Source organism: Nitrospira sp. Nam80 (assembly GCF_965152575.1).
Genome location: NZ_OZ224216.1, coordinates 2023869 through 2044233, shown reverse-complemented (window position 1 = coordinate 2044233; position 20365 = coordinate 2023869). Strand labels below are relative to the sequence as shown.

The 20365-nt window shown below is 57.2% G+C and carries 16 protein-coding genes; 13 read left to right on the top strand and 3 right to left on the bottom strand.

What is annotated here, in order from left to right; genetic code table 11:
- Window positions 1–81: 81 nt before the first annotated feature.
- The 8 genes from ACWGXE_RS09660 to ACWGXE_RS09625 all read left to right on the top strand — a co-directional run bounded on the left by ACWGXE_RS09660 (window position 82) and on the right by ACWGXE_RS09625 (window position 9695).
- Window positions 82–1065, top strand: a complete 984-nt coding sequence (locus ACWGXE_RS09660) for a PstS family phosphate ABC transporter substrate-binding protein (protein ID WP_447603246.1) — start codon at window positions 82–84, stop codon at window positions 1063–1065.
- 18 nt (window positions 1066–1083) lie between these two features.
- The gene (locus tag ACWGXE_RS09655; protein WP_447603244.1) at window positions 1084–3285 is read left to right on the top strand and encodes an ABC transporter permease subunit; all 2202 of its coding nucleotides are present in this window, start codon (window positions 1084–1086) and stop codon (window positions 3283–3285) included.
- Window positions 3286–3298: 13 nt separating this feature from the next.
- Window positions 3299–4927 (top strand): phosphate ABC transporter permease PstA, encoded by a 1629-nt coding sequence (gene pstA, locus ACWGXE_RS09650; RefSeq protein WP_447603243.1) that lies wholly within the window; start codon window positions 3299–3301, stop codon window positions 4925–4927.
- 78 nt (window positions 4928–5005) lie between these two features.
- Window positions 5006–5812: a phosphate ABC transporter ATP-binding protein PstB gene (gene pstB, locus ACWGXE_RS09645; protein WP_447603924.1), complete on the top strand. Its 807-nt coding sequence runs from the start codon at window positions 5006–5008 to the stop codon at window positions 5810–5812.
- A gap of 36 nt (window positions 5813–5848) precedes the next feature.
- Complete coding sequence (gene phoU / locus ACWGXE_RS09640) at window positions 5849–6517, top strand: phosphate signaling complex protein PhoU (protein WP_447603241.1); 669 nt, start codon at window positions 5849–5851, stop codon at window positions 6515–6517.
- 208 nt (window positions 6518–6725) lie between these two features.
- Window positions 6726–8279, top strand: a complete 1554-nt coding sequence (locus ACWGXE_RS09635; RefSeq protein WP_447603239.1) for a Ppx/GppA phosphatase family protein — start codon at window positions 6726–6728, stop codon at window positions 8277–8279.
- Window positions 8276–9022, top strand: coding sequence for a dTMP kinase (gene tmk / locus ACWGXE_RS09630; RefSeq protein ID WP_447603238.1), 747 nt, complete (start codon window positions 8276–8278; stop codon window positions 9020–9022). The genes ACWGXE_RS09635 and tmk overlap by 4 nt, the downstream gene beginning before the upstream one ends.
- Entirely contained in the window at window positions 8970–9695 is a 726-nt protein-coding gene (locus ACWGXE_RS09625) for a dTMP kinase (protein WP_447603236.1), read from the top strand. Before tmk ends, ACWGXE_RS09625 begins: the two co-directional genes overlap by 53 nt.
- A gap of 506 nt (window positions 9696–10201) precedes the next feature.
- On the opposite strand, the gene ACWGXE_RS09620 is transcribed toward ACWGXE_RS09625, so the two are convergent.
- Both ACWGXE_RS09620 and ACWGXE_RS09615 read right to left on the bottom strand, forming a co-directional pair.
- The gene (locus ACWGXE_RS09620) at window positions 10202–10618 is read right to left on the bottom strand and encodes a hypothetical protein (protein ID WP_447603235.1); all 417 of its coding nucleotides are present in this window, start codon (window positions 10616–10618) and stop codon (window positions 10202–10204) included.
- A 680-nt stretch (window positions 10619–11298) separates the two neighbouring features.
- The gene (locus tag ACWGXE_RS09615) at window positions 11299–11796 is read right to left on the bottom strand and encodes a SixA phosphatase family protein (RefSeq protein ID WP_447603233.1); all 498 of its coding nucleotides are present in this window, start codon (window positions 11794–11796) and stop codon (window positions 11299–11301) included.
- Between the two features lie 253 nt (window positions 11797–12049).
- Here ACWGXE_RS09615 and ACWGXE_RS09610 point away from each other — a divergent pair, with 253 nt between their 5' ends.
- On the top strand, window positions 12050–13627 hold the full coding sequence (locus ACWGXE_RS09610; RefSeq protein ID WP_447603231.1) for a PAS domain S-box protein: 1578 nt from the start codon (window positions 12050–12052) through the stop codon (window positions 13625–13627).
- A gap of 21 nt (window positions 13628–13648) precedes the next feature.
- On the opposite strand, the gene ACWGXE_RS09605 is transcribed toward ACWGXE_RS09610, so the two are convergent.
- Window positions 13649–14089 carry a PRC-barrel domain-containing protein gene (locus tag ACWGXE_RS09605; RefSeq protein ID WP_447603229.1) on the bottom strand — a complete coding sequence of 147 codons (441 nt, stop codon included), beginning with the start codon at window positions 14087–14089 and terminating at the stop codon, window positions 13649–13651.
- 303 nt (window positions 14090–14392) lie between these two features.
- On the opposite strand from ACWGXE_RS09605, the gene ACWGXE_RS09600 reads away from it, so the two are divergent.
- From ACWGXE_RS09600 to ACWGXE_RS09585, 4 genes are all read left to right on the top strand, one after another.
- Complete coding sequence (locus ACWGXE_RS09600; RefSeq protein WP_447603227.1) at window positions 14393–14899, top strand: AI-2E family transporter; 507 nt, start codon at window positions 14393–14395, stop codon at window positions 14897–14899.
- A gap of 81 nt (window positions 14900–14980) precedes the next feature.
- On the top strand, window positions 14981–15781 hold the full coding sequence (locus ACWGXE_RS09595; protein ID WP_447603225.1) for a hypothetical protein: 801 nt from the start codon (window positions 14981–14983) through the stop codon (window positions 15779–15781).
- Window positions 15782–16402: 621 nt separating this feature from the next.
- Entirely contained in the window at window positions 16403–19114 is a 2712-nt protein-coding gene (locus ACWGXE_RS09590; protein ID WP_447603223.1) for a hypothetical protein, read from the top strand.
- Entirely contained in the window at window positions 19095–20357 is a 1263-nt protein-coding gene (locus tag ACWGXE_RS09585) for a GNAT family N-acetyltransferase (RefSeq protein WP_447603221.1), read from the top strand. The genes ACWGXE_RS09590 and ACWGXE_RS09585 overlap by 20 nt, the downstream gene beginning before the upstream one ends.
- Window positions 20358–20365: the final 8 nt, after the last annotated feature.

Below are 20365 nucleotides of genomic sequence, written 5' to 3'. Positions count from 1 at the left end.
AAGTTAACTTCCCGTTAACAAGAGTTCAATGCGGCCGAAACGCCGCCTCCATAAGATTGACGCCAAGAAACGGAGGCACATATGCACCCTGTGCTCGGCGGCATCACGGGTTTCATTCTCTTGGCTTGCGTCACGACCACATCACACGCGCTAGCCGCGGATTCGGAGGGCATAGAGGCATCTTTACGTCCATACCAAAAAGTCAGTGGAGTGTCCGGCGCCCTCAATAGCATCGGCTCCGACACGCTGAACAATCTCATGACGCTCTGGGCGGAAGGCTTTCGCCGGCAATATCCGAATATCAAGATCCAGGTCGAAGGAAAGGGATCGAGCACCGCTCCTCCCGCCCTTATCGAGGGCACGGCTCAACTCGGCCCTATGTCCAGACTGATGAAGGCCAGCGAGATCGATAAATTCGAGGCCAAGTTCGGCTACCCGCCCGCCGCGTATCCGGTCGCGGTCGATGCCCTGGCGATCTTCGTCAACAAAGACAATCCTCTCACGGCGCTGACGATCGAACAGGTTGACGCAGCCTTCTCAAAGAGCAGGAGGCGTGGCGCTCCGCAGGAGATCAAGACCTGGGGGCAGTTGGGATTAAACGGAGAGTGGGCCGGCGCGCCGATCAGTTTATATGGGCGCAATTCCGCCTCCGGCACCTATGGCTTCTTCAAAGAACATGCGCTGAAGAACGGCGATTTCAAGGATCAGGTCAAAGAGCAGCCTGGGTCCGCCTCGGTCGTGCAAGGCGTGACGGAAGATCGATTCGGCCTCGGCTATAGCGGCATCGGCTATGCGACGTCCGGCATTCGCATGGTGCCCTTGGCCGAAAAGGCCGGAACCAAAGCGATTGAGCCGACCTTGGCAAATACGCGCAACGGATCGTATCCACTCTGGCGATACCTCTATGTGTACGTCAATCAGGCGCCGGGCAAGCCGTTGCCGCCGATCGTCCATCAGTTTCTGAAATACATCTATAGCCGCGAAGGACAGGCCGATGTCCTAAAGGACGGATACTTCCCCGTGGATGGCGCGACGGCGGAAAAGCATCTCGCGACTCTTCGATAATAGAGGTGACCGTCATCGATGAGCATCCTGCTCCCAAGTCGCCGATTCCTCGATCGTATCGCCACATATGTCGTCAGCGCCGGCGGGATCGCGGTCATTGTCGCGATTCTCGCCATTTTCTTCTTCATCTTTCGAGAAGTCACGCCGCTATTTGCCACCCCCTCCGCGCGATTGCTCTCGCGTGTCTCCCTCCCCAGTACCGTCTCCTTTGCAGCGCCGATCCAGATTGGAATGGACGACGGCAAGACCATCGCCTATTTCGTGAATGCCGATGGAGTTCAATTCGTGGATCTCGCGACCGGCGCGGCGATTCCGGTCGACGTGCCCAACCAGATTGCGGGCGCACGCATCACCGCCGTCGCGCAAGGCGGAGTCGGCTCCGGTCGATACGTGGCGGCCATGGAAGACGGGACGATTCTGCCGTTCAAGATGGGGGTGGCGACCAGTTTCTCCGAATCAGGCGAACGAATGCGGCGGCCCTTGTTTCGAACGTCGACTCCCTTTCGCGTGAGTTCCGAAGGCCTCACGGCGCTCGCATACCGGACAGGAACGGCTGGATCAGGCCTGGCTGCTGTAACGACTCAGGGCTCGTTGCTCTACGCCCCTCTTCCCGACAATGAAGGCGAACAGACCATCGTGGCGAAGGAACTCCACCGATTCGACGGGCCCGCGACTCATTTGGCGCTGGACGCGTCGCTGGATCATCTCTACGCCGGCACGGCGGACGGACTGATTTACCATTTCGATTTGAAGAAGGCGGAGACGCGCCCTTCTCCCGGAGTCCATCGCGTGGCGAAGGAAGGCATACCGATTACGGCCCTGGGCTTTCTGAATGGTGATCGGAGTCTCATCGTGACGACCCGAGACGGAGCAGTCTCCGCGTGGGGCCTCGTGCGCATGCCCGGCAGCCTCGGGCGTCTCGAACTTCAGCAGATGCACACCTTTGCTGCCCATCGGGCGCCGGTGACGGCCTTCTCCCCGTCCACTCGTGACAAGGGTTTTGTGACGGCCGATGAAAGCGGCCAGGTCTTTGTGCATTATGCGACTTCCGAACAAACCTGGCTCAAGGTGGCCGCCGCCGAATCACCGATCCGCGCCGTTTCCTTCGCGCCCAAGTCCGATGGTTTCGCCGCTTTCGATGAGCAGGGGCAGCTGGCGTTGTATGAGGTGCGCAACCCGTTTCCGGATATTACTTTCCAGACCCTGTTCGGTTCGGTGTGGTACGAGGGGTATGACGGCCCGCAGCATGTCTGGCAATCGTCATCCGGTTCCGATGAATTCGAACCGAAATACGGCTTGATGCCGCTCGCCTTCGGCACGCTCAAGGGAACGATGTATGCGCTGTTTCTCGCCGTGCCGCTGGCTATTCTGAGCGCCGCGTTCACGTCGCAGTTCATGCATCCCGACCTCCGCGGCACCATTAAACCGATGATCGAGGTGATGGCCGCACTCCCCACGGTCGTCCTGGGATTTCTGGCGGGGCTCTGGTTGGCGCCGCTGCTCGAACGGTTCTTCCCCGCGCTGGTGGGTATGTCTATCTTACTCCCGTTCGTAGTCATGGTTGTCTCGCTTCTCTGGTACGGAATCCCATTGCATCTGCGCGAGCGCCTCCGTCCCGGGACGGAGGCGCTTCTCCTCATGCCGCTCCTCGCCGGTTCAATCTGGCTGTGCCTCTCCGGCAATGAGTGGATTGAGGGTCTGCTGTTCGGAGGACACTTCAAACAGTGGGTCATGGACAGCTTCGGCGTCCATTACGACCAGCGGAATGCGGTGGTCGTCGGCATCGTCATGGGATTTGCGATCATCCCCATCATCTATAGTATCGCCGAGGAAGCGATGTCGAACGTGCCGAAACATCTCATCGCCGGCTCGCTGGCCTTGGGAGCCACGAGATGGCAGACCGTCGTCCGCCTGGTGTTGCTCGCAGCCAGCCCCGGAATCTTTTCGGCCATGATGATCGGATTCGGACGCGCGGTGGGAGAAACGATGATCGTGCTGATGGCGACGGGCAACACGCCGATCCTCGACTGGAGCTGGAGCAACGGCTTCCGCACGTTATCGGCCAATATTGCCGTGGAGATTCCCGAAGCACCGCACGGAGGCACGCTTTATCGCGTCCTGTTCCTGGCGGCGCTCTTGCTGTTCATCCTGACCTTCGCGGTCAATACCTTGGCCGAAGTCGTCCGGCAACGGCTCCGGGAGAAATATACGTCCGCCTGATCGGAAGAGAGGCATGAAAGGTTTTTGGAAAAGCGGTGAATTGTTCGTGTGGCTTACGGCCTCGGGCGTGGCAATCAGCCTGCTCATGATCGCCGGCCTGTTGGGCTTGATCGTGGTGCATGGCCTCGGACAGTTCTGGCCGCAGCGCATTGAGGAATTACGCCTGCATGACGGCCAACGATTTATCGGCCAGGTGACAGGGCGCGAAATCATTCCCGGCTCCGACACCCGTGACCGGCCCGAAGGACTAGCGCGTCTTCGCCTGCGAATCGGCAATCGCGATGCGTTCGGATTCGATTTTAAATGGTTAGACGAATCGGCCATTCAAACGAGGCAGGCGCCCGAGGATGTGATCAGGATCGAGCGTCGAGAGTGGGGACCGGCATTTGGACGAATCGTGGCGCTCTATGACGGCCCGGGGGCCGATCGCACTGAAGAGCGGCAATGGCCGGTATTGCAGATCATGCTCGCCAACGCCAGAGAGACCCAGCGAACGATCGACGACATCGAGCATGATCGGATCGGCGCCATCAATCATGAGATCGAAACGCTCCGGCTGAAACGCCGCGCGCTGACGCTCGATGGAACCATCACGCTTAATGAGGCGGCTCGAGATGAAGAATGGCAACGCCGAATCTCGACGCTTGAAGAGACCTATCAAGAGCAGACCGCGGAGCTCGAAACTCTGTACAAGAGCCAGGCGCAATACCGGATCGGCTTGGAGCTGTCCGACGGACGAGAAGTCCAGATTCCCTTATCGCAGATCATCGCCGTCTCTCGCACGAATACGATGACCCTGACCGCAAAGCTCATCGCCTACATGCAGAATCTATGGGCATTTCTGTCCGGCCAGCCTCGCGAAGCCAATACCGAAGGCGGAATTTTCCCGGCCATTTTTGGAACCGTCCTCATGGTCTTTCTCATGACGATCGTCGTCATGCCGTTCGGGGTCATGGCCGCCGTCTATCTCCGCGAATACGCGAAGCAGGGGTTCCTGGTGCGGATAGTCCGGATTGCCGTGAACAATCTGGCAGGCGTGCCGTCGATTGTCTTCGGGGTCTTCGGTCTGGGCTGTTTCATCTATGCGACGGGAGGAACGATCGACCGGCTGTTCTTTCCTGAAGCCCTGCCCAACCCGACCTTCGGCACCGGCGGGATTCTCTGGGCCTCGTTGACCCTGGCCCTGCTGACCGTTCCTGTCGTCATCGTCGCCACTGAAGAAGGCCTTTCCTCGGTGCCGCGCGAGTTCCGGGAAGGCTCCATCGGTCTGGGCGCCACGAAATTTGAAACCCTGCGCCATGTGATCGTGCCCTGCGCGCTGCCCGGCATTCTCACCGGCCTGATCCTCGCCATGGCCCGCGCCGCCGGCGAAGTGGCGCCGCTGATGTTGACGGGCGTGGTGAAGCTGGCTCCGTCGTTGCCGTTGGATGCCGCGTTTCCGTTCTTGCATCTGGATCGGAAGTTCATGCATCTCGGCTTCCACATCTACGATGTCGGCTTCCAATCGCCGAACGTCGAAGCGGCCAAACCCATGGTCTATATGACGACCCTGACGCTGATCGTCGTGGTGGTCACATTGAATCTTCTTGCCGTCGTGGTGCGCAACCGCCTGCGCAAGCGTTTTACGACTTCGGCCGTATAGGTGAGCGAAGGAGCCGTCATGGACAAACACGTATCACTGTTGCAGATGGGACAACCGGTTCTGGCCGCAGAGCCGCGCATGGGGGTCCGGCGGACCGACAAGGAGGCAATCGCGGTGGCCAGTCTAGACATCAACGCCAAGATCCGCGTGCGCAACCTGGACTTCTTCTACGGCTCCCGGCAAGCCCTGTTTCATGTGACGATGACGGTCGGCTCGAATACGGTTACGGCGTTTATCGGTCCGTCCGGCTGCGGCAAATCCACCCTGTTGCGATGCCTGAACCGCCTGAATGATCTGGTCGAAGGTGCCCGCCTGAGCGGCCGCATCGAACTCGACGGCACCAACGTGTATGACGCCGGGGTCGACGTCAATGCCCTGCGCAAGCGGGTCGGGATGGTGTTTCAGAAATCCAATCCGTTTCCGAAATCCATCTATGACAATGTGGCCTATGGGCCGCGCCTGCACGGGGTCCGCGGGAGAAGCATCCTCGACGATGTGGTCATGACGAGCCTCCAGGGCGCCGGCCTCTGGGACGAAGTGAAAGATCGGCTCTCTCACAGCGCCGTCGGCCTCTCCGGCGGACAGCAGCAGCGGCTCTGTATTGCGCGGGCACTGGCCGTGCAACCGGATGTGATTTTGATGGATGAGCCCTGCTCGGCTCTGGATCCGATTGCGACGGCAAAGATTGAAGAATTGATCTTCGCGCTCAAGGACAAGTACACCGTGGTCATCGTGACCCACAATATGCAGCAGGCCGCGCGGGTCTCCGACCAATGCGGCTTCTTTCTTATGGGTGAGTTGATCGAGTTCGGCGACACCAAGACCCTGTTCACCACGCCCCGAGACAAGCGAACGGAAGACTACATCACCGGCCGATTCGGATGAGCCGGCCCGCATTGATCATCGAGGAGGACCGAAACCATGCAGCGGCACTTTGATCATGAATTAGCTCAACTCAAGGAGCACCTCCTTCGCATGGCGTCGGTGGTCGAACGCCAAATCTTTCGCGCCATGCAATCGCTCGTGGAACGGGATTCGGACCTAGCGCATGGAGTCGTCATCCATGATCACGACGTCAACAGCCTCGACGTAGACATCGACGATGCCTGCATTAAGCTTCTGGCCCTGCACCAGCCGACCGCACGCGACCTCCGTTTCATCACCACCGCCATGAAAATTTCGTCCGAATTGGAGCGGATGGGCGATCTCGCCGAAAATATCGCCCGGCGCGCCCTCGAGCTCAACGAGGAGCCGCAGTTGAAGCCCTATATCGATCTCCCGCGGATGGGCGACTCGACCATGCGGATGGTGCAAGAGTGTCTGAACGCGTTCGTCAACAGTGATGCGACGCTCGCGCGGAAAGTCTGCAACGACGACGACTATGTGGATAATCTCAACGAACAGTTGTTTCGCGAATTGCTCTCCTTCATGCTGGAAAATCCGAAAACCATTACCCGCGCCATCCGCCTGACCTTCGTCGCCAAATCCCTCGAGCGGATCGCCGACCATGCGACAAACATTGCCGAGTTGGTCGTCTATATGGTAGAAGGGAAGAATATCCGCCACATCGCGCCCCCCTTGTCCATATAGCAAGTGAGAGGCAGCTGAAGAACAGTCGCTCGATGGCTTCAGTTGGTGAAGGAAGATCGTGAAGATCGTTGCGGGATGTTCAAAAAGGCCTTCCAGCGAGGCCGCAGCGAGCGAAGAGGCGAGTCGTACTCTTTTCCGTACGTTGAGTCTCTGAGCGACGCGAGAACAAAGCTGGAGGACTTTTTCAACATCCCGCCAAGCGCCGTCAATGCCGAAGCTCGCCGTCCTAGATATCGGGACCAATTCGATCCACATGGTCCTGGCTGAGGTCTATCCCGACTACACCTACAAAGTGCTCGACCGCTTCAAAGACATGACCCGCCTGGGCGACGGTGTGTTCACCTCCCGGCGCCTGTCGAACCAGGCCATGACACGCGGCATCGAGGTCATCAAACATTTGGTGATGCTTGCCCGGAACAAGGGCTACGAACGGATCGAAGCGGTGGCGACGAGCGCGGTGCGGGAAGCGCGCAACGGCGGGGAATTCCTGGATCAGGTCGCGCAGCAGACCGGCTTGATCGCCCGGGTCATCACGGGCGCCGAAGAAGGCCGGCTGATTTTTCTGGGCGTCCGAAACAGCATCGCTCTGCCCGACCAGCCCACGATGGTCGTCGATATCGGCGGGGGATCGGTGGAGATGATCGTCGGCAACCGAGAGCAAATCTTTCACGTGAAAAGCCTCAAGCTTGGCGCAATCCGGCTCAAAGACCTGTATTTGACCAAGACCCCGCCGTCGAAGAGCATGCTCAAACAACTTGAAGCAACGGTGGCGGGCCAGTTCAAAAGCGCGCTGGCGTCCATCCGGACGAGACGTATCGAGCAGATCATCGCGACATCCGGCATGGCGGCCAACTTGACCGAAGTCATTTACCTCAAGCGCACCGGCCGTCCGCTTCCCCAGTTGAATCTGTCGAAAATTTCCTTGAAAGAAATCGCCCAGGTCGAACGCCAGCTCGCACGGTCCACCGTCAAAGCCCGGCTGGCGATCCCCGGCCTGGATCCGAAGCGAGTGGACACGTTATTGCCGACCGCCCTCGTCTTCCGTACGCTGCTTCAATTGACACAGAAGGAGGAGCTGACCCTCTGCGACAAGGCGATCCGGGAAGGCTTGATCTATGATTTTATCCAGCGGCACCGGGAAGGAATTCAGGCCGAGCATGATATTCCGGACGTGCGGAAGCGGAACGTGCTCGCCTTGGCCCGGCGCTGTCATTCATCCGAGACCCACGCCCTGCATGTGGCCGGCCTCGCAGTACGCCTCTTCGATCAAACAAAATCATTGCATGGATATGGACGGCGCGAGCGAGAATGGCTGGAGTTTGCCGCGATCCTGCACGACATCGGCTATGTCATCAATCCACGGCAGCATCACAAACATGCCTACTATCTCATCAAGCACAGCGACCTGTCCGGCCTGACGGCGGACGAAGTGGACATTATCGCGAACCTGGCCCGCTATCATCGCCGCGCCTTGCCGGCCAAAAAACACGATGACTTCGCGTCCATGCCGGCCGGCTCCCAGCGGATCGTCAAGGTCCTGGGATCGTTGCTTCGCATCGCCGATGCCTTGGATCGCAGCCAGTTCTCCGTCGTGCAGAGCCTCGACGTAATCCTCGGCAAGACCGTCACCATCCGGTTGCATGTGGCCGGCGAGGCCGAATTGGAGATTTGGGCGGCACGCGGACGCGCGAATCTGTTCGAAAGCGTCTTTCAACGTTCTGTGCAGTTCGAGATCGTGGTCCCGAAAGAAGGAGCGGCATGAGCGACAGCGGTCATTCCATTCAACAACCGCATCCCTATCCCGGCAAGCTGATCATCGTGGAAGGGATCGACGGGTCGGGCAAAAGCACCCAACTGCTTCTCCTGCAAAAATGGCTGGAGTCGCGCGAACACAAAGTATTCTTTACGGAATGGAATTCATCCGAACTCGTGCGGGACACTACCAAGAAAGGTAAAAAGAATAAGAGTCTCACCCCGACGACCTTCAGCCTCCTCCACGCCACGGATTTCGCCAGCCGCCTGTTTCATGAGATTCTGCCGCCGCTCAAGGCCGGCATGGTCGTGCTCGCCGACCGCTACATGTATACCGCCTTCGCCCGCGACGTGGTCCGCGGCGTCTCACCGAGCTGGATCAGAAAGGTCTATAGTTTTGCGATCCGCCCGGACTTGGCGTTTTACTTCAAGGTCCCGATCGATGTGGCCGTGTCGCGGCTGCTCGGCGGCAGGGCGCAGATCAAATTCTATGAAGCCGGCATGGACATGGGGTTCAGCCAGGATATCAATGAAAGCTTTAAGATCTTCCAATCCCGCATCCTCACGGAGTACGACAAGATCGTCGATGAATACTCATTGACGGTGATGGATGCGACGCAGGATATCGAAACACAGCAGAGCGCGATGCGCCAGGTGGTTGAACGGGCCCTGGTGAACTACAAACCCAAACGAGGGACGCATGGTCGGCGGACGCTATTTTGGCGACGGTTTGACATACCTAAATCCGAGTGACTTGAAAGGCCGGTTGATCGCCATTGAAGGCACCGATGGAGTGGGCCGAACGACCCACATTGAGTCGCTTCAAGAATGGCTCGAAGTTCAAGGCTATGGCGTCGTCACGACCGGATGGACCCGCTCGAATCTCATGTCGAAAACGATCGAGATGGCGAAGCAAGGCAATATTCTCGATCGCTGGTCTCTCAGTTTGTTGTATGCCACGGATTTTGCCGATCGGTTGGAGCATCAGATCATCCCGGCCCTGCGCTCAGGTTTCATCGTGCTGGCTGACCGCTACATTTATACGGCCTTTGCACGGGACTATGTCCGGAGCGGTGACCGCAAATGGATCCGTGAGGTGTTCGGCTATGCGCTCATCCCCGATCTCGTGTGTTACTTGAGGATTGACGTGGACACGCTGGCGCTCCGAGTGATTGAGAGCAAGGGAATGAATTATTGGGAATCCGGGATGGATCTGCGGCTCGGCATGGACCTCTACGATAGCTTTAAGAAATATCAGGGGCTGTTGATCGAGGAATTCGACAAAATGGCCACCGAATTTCAGTTCGAGGTCATCGACGCGCGCAAATCGCCGGACGACATCCAAGCGGAACTCCGCGCCAAGATCCAGCCGCTGCTCATGCAGGATAAGACATTGCAACCGGCCAAGACTGCGGCCGCCCCGTAGAACCAATCCTCTCTCGTCGTTCTTAGGAGCGGGTGACGAACGGCGGACGGTTCGGTTGCGGCATGATGCGATGGTCTACGGCAGCTCTTCAAGCGTTTTTTGAACACACGGACGCAACTATAAAGCCGCGATGGAGCATCGCAATGCCGTTGCGGTCCTGCCGCTTCAGCTATGCATTGGCAATACGCCATGCCGGCAAGCCTCACCGCCCATCCGTTCCACCCGCCGAATGGATGTCTCTAACTCAAGTCGTCACTCCCGCGGGGGGCGGGAATCCAGGGTTTGGCTGACGAGCGACCATTGAACGGAGAGTCCGCAGTTTTTTGACACGAGCGCTTCTGTTAGGTGAAAGGCTGAAGCTCACCGAACTTGTGCCTCTCGATAATCGCGACGGTCATGCCCGCCGAGGAAAAGCGCGCAGCCAGTGACGGACCCGCTTGGCCCGTCCCGACGATAATGGCATCGAATTTGCGGCTCACAGTCATAGATAGATATCAGCAAAACAGTCAGGCGGCTTTTGCCGATGCGGTGAATGCGGCCGCATTCTTTCTCACGAACTCCTGCATGCTCAGCGGCCCTTGCTTCGTTAGCGTGAGCACGTCGTCCGACATCCGGTCGTAACGTCCGGTGCGGTGCAGGTCGGCCATCGTTACGAGGTGGTTCACCAGGTGAACCGGCAAGCCGCGATCGAGCAGCCCGTCCCGCCACGGCTCGGCCTGAATATCCTGAAATGTAATCGTGCGGCCAAGCGCCTTCGAATACTCCTGTGCATAGAAATGCATGTTCTCGGATTGCGGGCCAGTCAGATGATAGATCTTGCCGATATGCGGCCGCGGATTGATGAGCAGCGCGGCGAGGCGGCAGTTCTGTGCCGGCCTGCTCCGCCGCCATGTACGCCGCGTACCTGGCGGGTCAGTTCTCATCGCGAATAATCTCCGGCCTTGTGCAAAAATACGAACGTGGCGGGGGAGAATACCAGTTAGGCAGCAGGCAAACAAGTCACCCGGATGATTTACGTATTTATATCGTTCATCGGAGATCATTTATCTGTCCCCTTGACGACCAAGCGGACGTTGTCAGATTCGACATTCCTGCCGATTTGTCTTCGCGGAAGGGCGAAGGCGGGAATCCAGGTTAGGTTGTGAGTGGGGTGAGCACGGAGGAGCGCGACGGAGTGGCGAGAGGATACTAACAAGTGAAACGAGCCGGTAGTTATGTTACACCTCGCCGCTCTACCGCAAACGCGAGGTGCTATTCCACTAAAGCTCGCTGGAGCGGTGCGTGAGCACCATTGCGGCCCCGCCGTGCTTCTTCTTGCCCTTTCCTGCCTTGGCTGGAACGGATGCGCGCAGAGGTTTGGCCGTGGCGCCAGAAGATGAAAGCAGCTGCGGCCGACAGCGGCGCCGTTCCGGTAATCCGTTAGGCGCGGCGACGCAGGTTGGCCCCTACCGAAATGGCTCACAAGACGCATCGCATCGCGGCCGACGCCGGCTGGGCGCACCGTTCGTCAGCCAAGGCACCCGAATTCTCTACAGCAGCTAGGCGAGGACGCAGGCAAAGCGAACCGCAGCACCGCATATTCAATCTTAGAGCAGGAGGATGGTTACCGCATCGCGCGAAGCTGGCCCGCCGTTAGCCACCATTCCAATACTCCCCTCCCCGGCCGCGGCGCCTCCGCAAATCGGATCAGGCAGGCGCCGGCTTTTTTGAGCGAAAGTCCGGCGCTCGGCTTCCCAAAAATCATTGACCCGGCCGTATCTCCCAGATGGGGCTCATGCCCTACACAAATCACGCAAGCATCGGAAGGCAGCGACGCCAGCAATGGAAACAGTTTATCGGGAGGAGAATCCGGCAGCAATTCGTCGGCCAGCCGAACAGTCAGTTTCTGTCGAAACAGATCTTGCAGTAGTTTCGCGGTCTCATGGGCCCGGACGAACGGGCTGCACAGGAGATGCGTCGGCTTAAGTTCGAGTTCACGTAATCCTTCACCCGCTTGCCTGGCTCTCCGGAGGCCCTTATCGGTCAGCGGCCGATCACTCTCGACTCCGTCCCACTCCTCCCGCTCGACCGCGATACCGTGCCGAAACAATATGCAATCCATAGCGCCTCCGGTTCAACAAACTGATGCCGACATATTCCTATTCTTTTCTATCCCTCGTCAACAAATACACCGCCATGGTTCTAGCTTCGAAACACACGGGTGTGGCTGGCGCCAGCCCACCTCTACAGCGCCCCATCCAGATTAAACTCTCGACCCTAGGGAACATCCCAGTTGTGGCGAAGGCTCGCTGTCAATTATATGTTATCGGACTACCATTTAACGTCTCTAACCTCCTCAACGCCCCGGAGAACCAGTGCCGAACCCCGACGAGCTGCGAGAGCTGCCCTTCGTTTCCGATCGAGCACATTTAGCTGCGATCGTCGAGTCTTCCGAGGACGCTATTATCAGCAAGGATCTCACGGGCAAAATTATTACATGGAACCGCGCCGCGGAACGCATCTATGGGTACACGCCGGCGGAGGTCATTGGCCGGTCCATCACGATGCTCATCCCTGAAGATCGGCTCAACGAAGAAACTCATATTCTGGATAAGATTCGCCGCGGCGAGCATGTCGATCATTATGAAACCGTTCGGCGCAGAAAAGACGGTCGTCACATCAGCGTATCGCTGACAGTTTCTCCGATCAAAGATGATGCGGGTCGCATCGTCGGAGCCTCAAAAAGCGCCCGGGACATCACCGAGCGCAAACGTATCGAAGCGGAGCTGCGTGAACTCACCACCGAGTTGGATCGACGTGTGGCGGAGCGGACGCATGAACTTCACCGGTCGGAGGAACGTCTGCGCGCGCTCGCTACGGAACTCAGTCTGGCTGAACAACGGGTACGGCAACAAATCGCCACAGAGCTGCACGATTATCTGGGTCAAATACTCGTCGTGTGCCGGTTGCGGCTCGCACAAACCGCACAGCAAGCTGAGCATACCGGCCTGGCTCAGCAGCTCCGGGACACCGAGCGCATGGTACAGGACTGCATCTCGTACACGCGCTCGCTCGTCGCACAACTCACCCCGCCGGTCCTCCGGGAGTTTGGGTTGGTGATGGCCTTGACCTGGCTGGCCGACCAAATGAAGCAGCATGGCATCACGGTCTCAACCGACATCGCGTCTTCTTGTGTCGATATTCCCGAGGAGCATGCCGTGCTCGTGTTTCAGTCGGCGCGCGAACTCTTGATGAACGTCGTCAAACATTCCGGAGCCAAGAGCGCCGGCTTGGCTATAGCCACCCCCGATTCCGGTTTGCTGGTTGTCACCGTTACAGACGCCGGAAAGGGATTCGACCCGTCGTCAGCCGCCGTGGCAGCCGGAAAGCATTTCGGACTCTTCAGTATTCGAGAGCGGATGGAAGCCATCGGCGGGCGAGTCGAAATCATATCAGGCCCAGACAGTGGAACCACCGCCCGCCTCATTCTCCCGGTCAAAGAGTCGGACAATGCCGTGCAGACTCCGCCCATCTTTGAGTCCACTCATTCGGCCGGCCCGTCGGGCCAGAGATTTATCCGTGTTCTTCTAGTCGATGATCATCCGCTCGTGCGTCAAGGCATGCGGTCCGTGCTTATGGGCTTCGAGAAAGTACTTGTGGTCGGCGAGGCAGTGGACGGACATGACGCGGTGCGACTGGCGCAGGCGCTTCGTCCCGACGTGGTGGTTATGGACGTCAATATGCCGAGACTGGATGGAGTCGAGGCCACCCGCATCATCAGGAACACCTGCCCCGACATCGCGGTCATCGGCTTATCGGTTCATGAAAGCGAACAGATTGCAACTGCCATGAAAGAGGCGGGCGTGGCATCCTATCTCACCAAGGACGCCGCACCCGAACGATTGCATCACGCGATTCTGCAAGCGCTGAACGAACCACCTGCCAGCAATTAAAGAGATCAGATCTCGGCGCTACTACCGTTTCGACGAAGCCTCGCCGCTCGGAACAGGCACTCCATAGAACTCATAAATGGCGACGGACTCCCCTCTGTCGGTGAGATCAGGCCAATTATTTTTATCAAACCCGGGAGCTTGTTTCAGGTCCTTCTTCGTGACGTCCAGCGTAATCTTCTTCTTATCCTCGGTCCAAGTGAGGGCGTCCCACGGCACCGCAAAATATTTTTCTCCAATTCCGAGAACGCCGCCGAAATCCAACACGGCATAGTCGATGGACGCATCGACTGGATCAATGACCAGATCGAGAATCTTTCCCAAGTTTTTTCCGTCCGTGCCCTCGACTTTCATACCGATCAAGTCGGTCGCTTTCAACACACCACTCTTATCGCGCGCTTCGACCTCCTGAGAGAGAGCGGCCAGCGACACGATCATCAACCCGGCCAATACTGGACGGACCATACAGCACCTCCTATTGAGTTATGTTGCGGCGCTCCGATAGAGCGATCGTCGCCTGCTCCAGCACGGACGATCACTGCCTCCACATTACATCCGGACTGGAGACCTTATGCAAACTCGCGAGATCAGTTAGGGGAAAGCCTGGTTGTGTGGTGAACGGACCTGCCATACAGTGAGACTGCCAAATGAAGCGGGCGTCGTGAATCCAGTCGGCATCCGCCGACGAGCCATGTCGATCGATGAGATGCCAAGGAACGCCTCGTCCGGACTAAAGTGGAAGAAGGCTATGGCCGGCGGGTTCATCGCATGCTGAGGCGGATGGACCAAGCGCTCAGCGCCTTTGTGCGGGGCCGGTTGCTCATTGCCGCGATTACAGCCGCGGCCTTTGCGCTGGGCTGGAGCGTGGCCGGGGTCCCGTACGCCTTATTGCTCGGTATCTTAACGGGACTCTTGACCATCGTCCCGTACTTATCCGCCGTGGGATGGCCGATAGTCGTGCTCGCGAAATATATCGACGCCTTATCCTCATCCGGATCGGCGGCTTGGATGGATGTCCTCCTTTGGCCGAGCTTGGTGGTCGTCGTAGTCGCCTTTGCCGAAGGATGGGTACTGACGCCGTGGATCCAGAGCGAAACTATGGAAATGAGTGCGCTGGCGGTGTTGGTGGCCGTCCTGATCGGTGGAGCAGTCGGCGGGGCGTTGGGCATGCTGTTGGCCATCCCCGTTGCCGCCTGCGGCAAGATTATGCTTGAAGAGTTATGGGCCGGCCGGCGCACATTGGCCGTCGTTCCTCAGGATAGATCGTCGACATAGCGGACTGCCGGTTCATCCGAATCTTATGATTTAGAGTGCCATAAACCGTAGAAAGAGAACTTCATACTGAGGGCCCCGCACATGACATCGAGACTGGTGGAATCTTTGGTGTTCGTCGCTTTATCTCTTTTCCTATGGCTGGTATCAAACCGTGGATTAGTTCAAGCCGGCCCCGTTGAAGTTCGTTACCCGGAGGGGATCAGCGAAGGATTCGTGACGCTCACATCGCTTGACGGGAAAAAATTAGGCGACGGAGAACTGAGTCAGATAGCAGCCGGCGCAGACCGAATAGTGAGTCGCCTATCAATTAAGCTCAAAGACGGATCCCTGCACGATGAAACCGTCGTCTTTTCTCAGAAACGGCGATTCAAACTGCTGAGCTATAAATTACTTCAACGGGGCGCCTCATTTCCTGAGGCGCTTGACCTCTCGCTGGATACGGGCACCGGTGCCTACACGCTCAGTCGGACTCCTCAGGACGGCGCGCAAACGACGGACACCGGCAATTTAGATCTTCCTCCGGACACCTACAATGGCATGACCGTCACGCTTCTCAAAAACCTTGATCCTGATGAAAGCGTCACGGTTCATATGATTGATTTTCTACCAAAACCCAAGCTCTATGAAGTGCAGCTGAAGCCTGTCGAAAAGGAGCCGATTCGCGCGGGTGGAGCATCTCGCGACGCCATTCACTATACGTTGAGCCCTCAATTGGGTTGGTTCGTACAGACGCTGGCCTCCCTTCTGGGCAAACTTCCGCCTGATTATCACTTCTGGCTCGTAAAAGGAAAGGTTCCCGCTTTTGTACGGTTTGAAGGGCCTCTTTATACCAATGGGCCCCTATGGCGCATAGAACCGGCCCATCCGACATTGAGCAAGTAAACTCATGGACACCTAGACCGAATAGACCGATCCGGTCTGGAGGCTTGGCACGGCAAGGAGGCAGGCGCGGGTGACTGCTTCGCCTTATGCAAACCTCGGACAGGTTCATGGACTGGAGCCGGCCGCCTGATGCTGTGCTTCAGCGAGTTGCATTCCGATACCGATCTTCTTTCCGAACTCCGCCTCAGAAATGTATCGATTCGGATAACAGCAACGCACGATTGGATACACAGAGCGAATAAGCGACCGGCTATTTGTCTCGCCTCCCGCTTTCTGTCCTATAGAAAACAAAGCAATTAATATTCACATGTATTTTCTCTTCAAACAGGCATCAGTATTGCTGTTTCTCCTGCCACTACCGAGAGCGATAGCATGCAAGCACCATGGACCGATAAGATTCAACAGCCTACTCCCCCGCCTCAACAGGATGAAGCAATAATTCCCGGCGAACCGCCATTTTGTGAAATTTTTCCAGCTGACTTGGTCGAAATATCCAAGCGTCGAGGCAGGAACTTTTCCTCCACGCGGCCTTCGGCTGATACTGGGCTGGTCGGACTTGCACTTTCAGGCGGAGGTATTCGCAGCGCGTCCTTCAATTTGGGGATTCTCCAAAGCTTCGCGATGATTCAGAATCAGGAGCGGCGAAGCTTTCTCAGTGTCTTTGACTATCTTTCAACCGTCTCCGGCGGCGGGTACATCGGCAGTTGGCTGTCTGCGTGGATCCATCGCGAACGGATCAAGCGAATTGAAAAGTCCCGCGGCGGACACGATGCCTCAGTTATTGATACCGGTCAGGGCGAGAAAGATATAGCGTTCCAGGTCGTTGAACAGGGACTGGACTCGCGACCCAGCGCGCATGTTCACATGCAGAATGGAGCGAACGGTCGGCCGCTCGAGCCCATTACCCATCTTCGCCATTACAGTAACTATCTCACCCCGCAATTAGGTCTGTTCTCTCTAGATACTTGGACAGCGATCGCGGTCTATTGCCGGAACCTTTTTCTCAATCAGCTCGTGATCCTGCCCCTCCTGACCGCCATGCTCATCCTTCCTCGACTGGTGGTACTCGCTCAATATCACCTATCAGCATGGCTTGCCGGGCCGAATCTGCAGCTTGCCACTGGATGGATCTTCTCTGCAGTCCTTGGGTTGATCGTCCTTGCGATTGGATCAGCCTTGTGGTGTTTGTCCTCGGCACTCAATCGCCTCCGAACGCGAGACGTTCCACCGGAAAAGTGTTGTCCGTATACTCTCCTGCAGCTCCATACGAGGATTTGTGTTCCATTGATGTTGGCTGCAATTCTGATTTCCATCCTCTTGTCGTTCGAATTTGCCTCAGTCGGGCTATCGTCCTTCCTATTGTACTGGCCGTCAACCCCACTACCCTGGTCCGCTTCGTGGCCCTTGTCCTGGTCGCTATCCTGGATGATCGCCACCTTCAACTCGTTAGGAGGCTTCGGATGGGCGATCCTGGGCGGTCTAGTGCATGCCGGATCGTTCGCACTGTTCGCCGCGTATAACTCGGTGCGGAGCGGACAAACAAACGTAAAAGTCAACCATATTCCCTCACGCATCGGGTTTGCGTTGCTCGCCGGCTCCCTTGCCGGCTTCACGCTCTATAGCGTGATCTATGTCGGCGTATGGCATCTGGCGTGGTCTGAGGAACCATGGCATTTGCTGATCTGGGGTCCTCCTTTTACCCTTCTTGTCTGTCTACTTACTGTCAGCGTGCAAATTGCGTGGCATACACGTGTCCATACGGACATGACCCGAGAGTGGCTGGGCAGCATGGGAGGAACTCTTTTGCTCTATGCCGTTGCTTGGGGAGGGCTGTTTTGTCTTTCCCTGTATGGGCCTCTCGGCTGGGACCTGCTTGCCGAATGGGAAACGACTCAACACGCACTCATCTCAGGATGGGTCCTGAGCACCATCGGCGGCATTCTGCTGGGAGACAGCTCGAAAACGGGCTCAACGCACGCGCAAATCTGGATGCAGCGAGCCTCCAAGCTTCTTCCCGGTATCGCTCTCATCGGCCTCCTCGTTGCTATTGCCACCGTGTCCGCCAAGGTGGTTGATCCTCGTCCGCATCCGGCTTCGGAAGCATCACCGATTCAATTTGAGAAACTGAGGCGCGCCACAGCCGACATCCATCTGGCAGGGCCGGTTCAGGCGAACATTCACGTTGATGGAACGATCACACCGAAATCCTCGACGGTCAGCGCGCTGATCGCTGATTATGGAGACCGTTTGAAAGAGACCTCGCCTTGGACTCTCCTCATATTTACCGTTACTTGTCTGGTCATCGGCGGCATTGCAGCATTGAGCGTGGATGTCAACGAGTTTTCTATGCACGCGTTCTACCGGAACCGCTTGGTGCGTTGTTATCTTCGCGCCTCTCGGGCAGACCGCGCCCGGTCCGATCCTGTGATGAACTTCGATCCGGATGACGAATTGTTTCTGTGCGAGCTTGCCGGCGACAATGGCCCCTATCTGATCATCAACACGGCGCTCAACTTGACCGATGGCAAGGATCTCGGGTGGCAGGAACGGAAGGCCTCGTCCTTTGTCTTAACCTCACGTTATTGCGGCAGCCGGGAAACAGGTTATTGTCCGACTGAAACGTTCGCGAACAAGATGACGCTCGGGACAGCGATGGCCATCTCGGGCGCGGCCGTCTCGCCAAACTGGGGATACCATAGCAGCCGTCCGGTGGCCTTCTTCCTCTCGCTATTCAATGCGCGGCTGGGATGGTGGGTCGGTAATCCGCATCATCGCACCACGCGAGATACACCTGGCCCGACGCTCAGCCTGTACTACCTCCTGTGTGAATTGTTCGGGAAGACGTCGGCAGAGAGCCGGTACGTCTATCTGTCCGACGGAGGCCATTTCGACAATCTCGGAATCTATGAGTTGGTACGGCGCCGGTGCCGCTATATCGTCTGTTGTGATGCAGGAGCCGACCGGAACTTCGAATTCGAGGATCTGGGGAACGCCATACGGAAGATTCGCGCCGATTTCGGTATCGACATTGAGATCGACTTAGAAATACTCCGATCAAAAAACGGCGGTTCGAGCGCTCGGCATCATGCGATCGGCACGATTCGTTACGATCATGTAGACTCGAGTTCGCCGGTCGGAATGCTGGTCTATATCAAAGCTTCGCGAACCGGGGATGAACCGGCGGACGTCGCCGAGTATGCCGGACGGCACCCGGATTTTCCCCATGAGACCACGGCCGATCAGTTCTTTTCAGAATCGCAGTTCGAGTCATATCGCCGACTCGGCGAGCATATCGGCTGGGAGGTATTCAGGTATGCCCAACCAAAACTATAAGCCGCCCGACGACTTCTTTTATGCATTGCGATCCTATTGGGATCCGATCCCGCCCACTATCCAGAATTCCTTTCTCCAGCAGACAAGCCAGTTGATGAAGCTCGAGGCCAAGCTTAGTGCCGACCCTGATCTGATGACATATGATCAAGAAATTTACCCCGAAATCGGGTACATGTTCAGAGGACAGGATAAAGAGGATGAAGCCCGGTCGCGGCACGAGGCCCAGCTCCCAAATATACAACAAGACTTGGGAGAACAGTGCGCTGACACTGAAGATCGAACGATTCAAAGGACCGACGGCAGGCCCAACCGGCAAAATGCCGGGCGACCCGCGACGGAACAACGAGCGGCTCTCCATTTCTGTAATCTGCAGATCCAGCTTATGGAAAACGTCTTCTACGATCTTCGCTTAGCGCAATATTATGCACATTCAACAGCCCGGGGCTGGATGAATTTGTTTCAGCGCTGGGCCTCGACTGAGACCTTCCGGCTTCTTTGGCCAAGCCTGCGAAGCACATACAGCAAGGATTTCGTGGAGTTCGCAGAGTATCAACTCAACCTCTCACCGGAGATAAATCCAGAAGTGTATTCGCGAAAGGATGGGACATGGCCCCATGATCTCGATCTCATTTTTGAGAAACTAAAGAGCCATCTCACGGGAAAAAATGACAGCACCGTGCCTGAGAAGCCTCCCAAAATCCTGAGGGAGCTGCTAAGGGAATGGCCGGTCCAAGAATATAAATATGATCTCTATTATAAGCCCTTCATGAACCCTCTGATCGTTGCCCGGGTGGGAGATACTCACCCAAGCACGAATCATTCCCACCTTGGAGAAGGGACGTGGGGTTTCGGTGTTCTTGCCAAAGATCCTGAAGCACCGTCCAGGTTACGACTTATGGTATGGATTCGACCCGCTTTTCGACGTCTCGGGCTCGGCAGCCAGATTCTTCAGAAGCTATGTGTCTCTTATCCTGTAGAGAATAAGCAGGTCGTAGTGTTATTACCGGCGCTGAGATGCGACGATCCGGGCTATAGTTACGAAATGGCGGGTTGGTTGCGTTTCTATGGCCGCAAAGGATTCGTGCGGACCTGCTTGAATGACGCTCGAAGCGATCTGAACGCTTCACTTGACCAAGACAGCTTTTGCCTCATGCTCAATGTGAACGGCTCTGTCCGACCGTTCGAGGAAGCGGCCCAAACCGGGCTGCAAGAAGCATCAAGTTTCCAGCACGGCGTGGTTTAAATTTTCAG

Bases quoted from the DNA above. Each gene is read 5' to 3' on its own strand.
- ACWGXE_RS09660 (WP_447603246.1), top strand. From the start codon at position 82: ATGCACCCTGTGCTCGGCGGCATCACGGGTTTCATTCTCTTGGCTTGC.
- ACWGXE_RS09655 (WP_447603244.1), top strand. From the start codon at position 1,084: ATGAGCATCCTGCTCCCAAGTCGCCGATTCCTCGATCGTATCGCCACA.
- pstA (WP_447603243.1), top strand. From the start codon at position 3,299: ATGAAAGGTTTTTGGAAAAGCGGTGAATTGTTCGTGTGGCTTACGGCC.
- pstB (WP_447603924.1), top strand. From the start codon at position 5,006: ATGGGGGTCCGGCGGACCGACAAGGAGGCAATCGCGGTGGCCAGTCTA.
- phoU (WP_447603241.1), top strand. From the start codon at position 5,849: ATGCAGCGGCACTTTGATCATGAATTAGCTCAACTCAAGGAGCACCTC.
- ACWGXE_RS09635 (WP_447603239.1), top strand. From the start codon at position 6,726: ATGCCGAAGCTCGCCGTCCTAGATATCGGGACCAATTCGATCCACATG.
- tmk (WP_447603238.1), top strand. From the start codon at position 8,276: ATGAGCGACAGCGGTCATTCCATTCAACAACCGCATCCCTATCCCGGC.
- ACWGXE_RS09625 (WP_447603236.1), top strand. From the start codon at position 8,970: ATGGTCGGCGGACGCTATTTTGGCGACGGTTTGACATACCTAAATCCG.
- ACWGXE_RS09620 (WP_447603235.1), bottom strand. From the start codon at position 10,618: ATGAGAACTGACCCGCCAGGTACGCGGCGTACATGGCGGCGGAGCAGG.
- ACWGXE_RS09615 (WP_447603233.1), bottom strand. From the start codon at position 11,796: ATGGATTGCATATTGTTTCGGCACGGTATCGCGGTCGAGCGGGAGGAG.
- ACWGXE_RS09605 (WP_447603229.1), bottom strand. From the start codon at position 14,089: ATGGTCCGTCCAGTATTGGCCGGGTTGATGATCGTGTCGCTGGCCGCT.
- ACWGXE_RS09600 (WP_447603227.1), top strand. From the start codon at position 14,393: ATGCTGAGGCGGATGGACCAAGCGCTCAGCGCCTTTGTGCGGGGCCGG.
- ACWGXE_RS09595 (WP_447603225.1), top strand. From the start codon at position 14,981: ATGACATCGAGACTGGTGGAATCTTTGGTGTTCGTCGCTTTATCTCTT.
- ACWGXE_RS09590 (WP_447603223.1), top strand. From the start codon at position 16,403: ATGATTCAGAATCAGGAGCGGCGAAGCTTTCTCAGTGTCTTTGACTAT.
- ACWGXE_RS09585 (WP_447603221.1), top strand. From the start codon at position 19,095: ATGCCCAACCAAAACTATAAGCCGCCCGACGACTTCTTTTATGCATTG.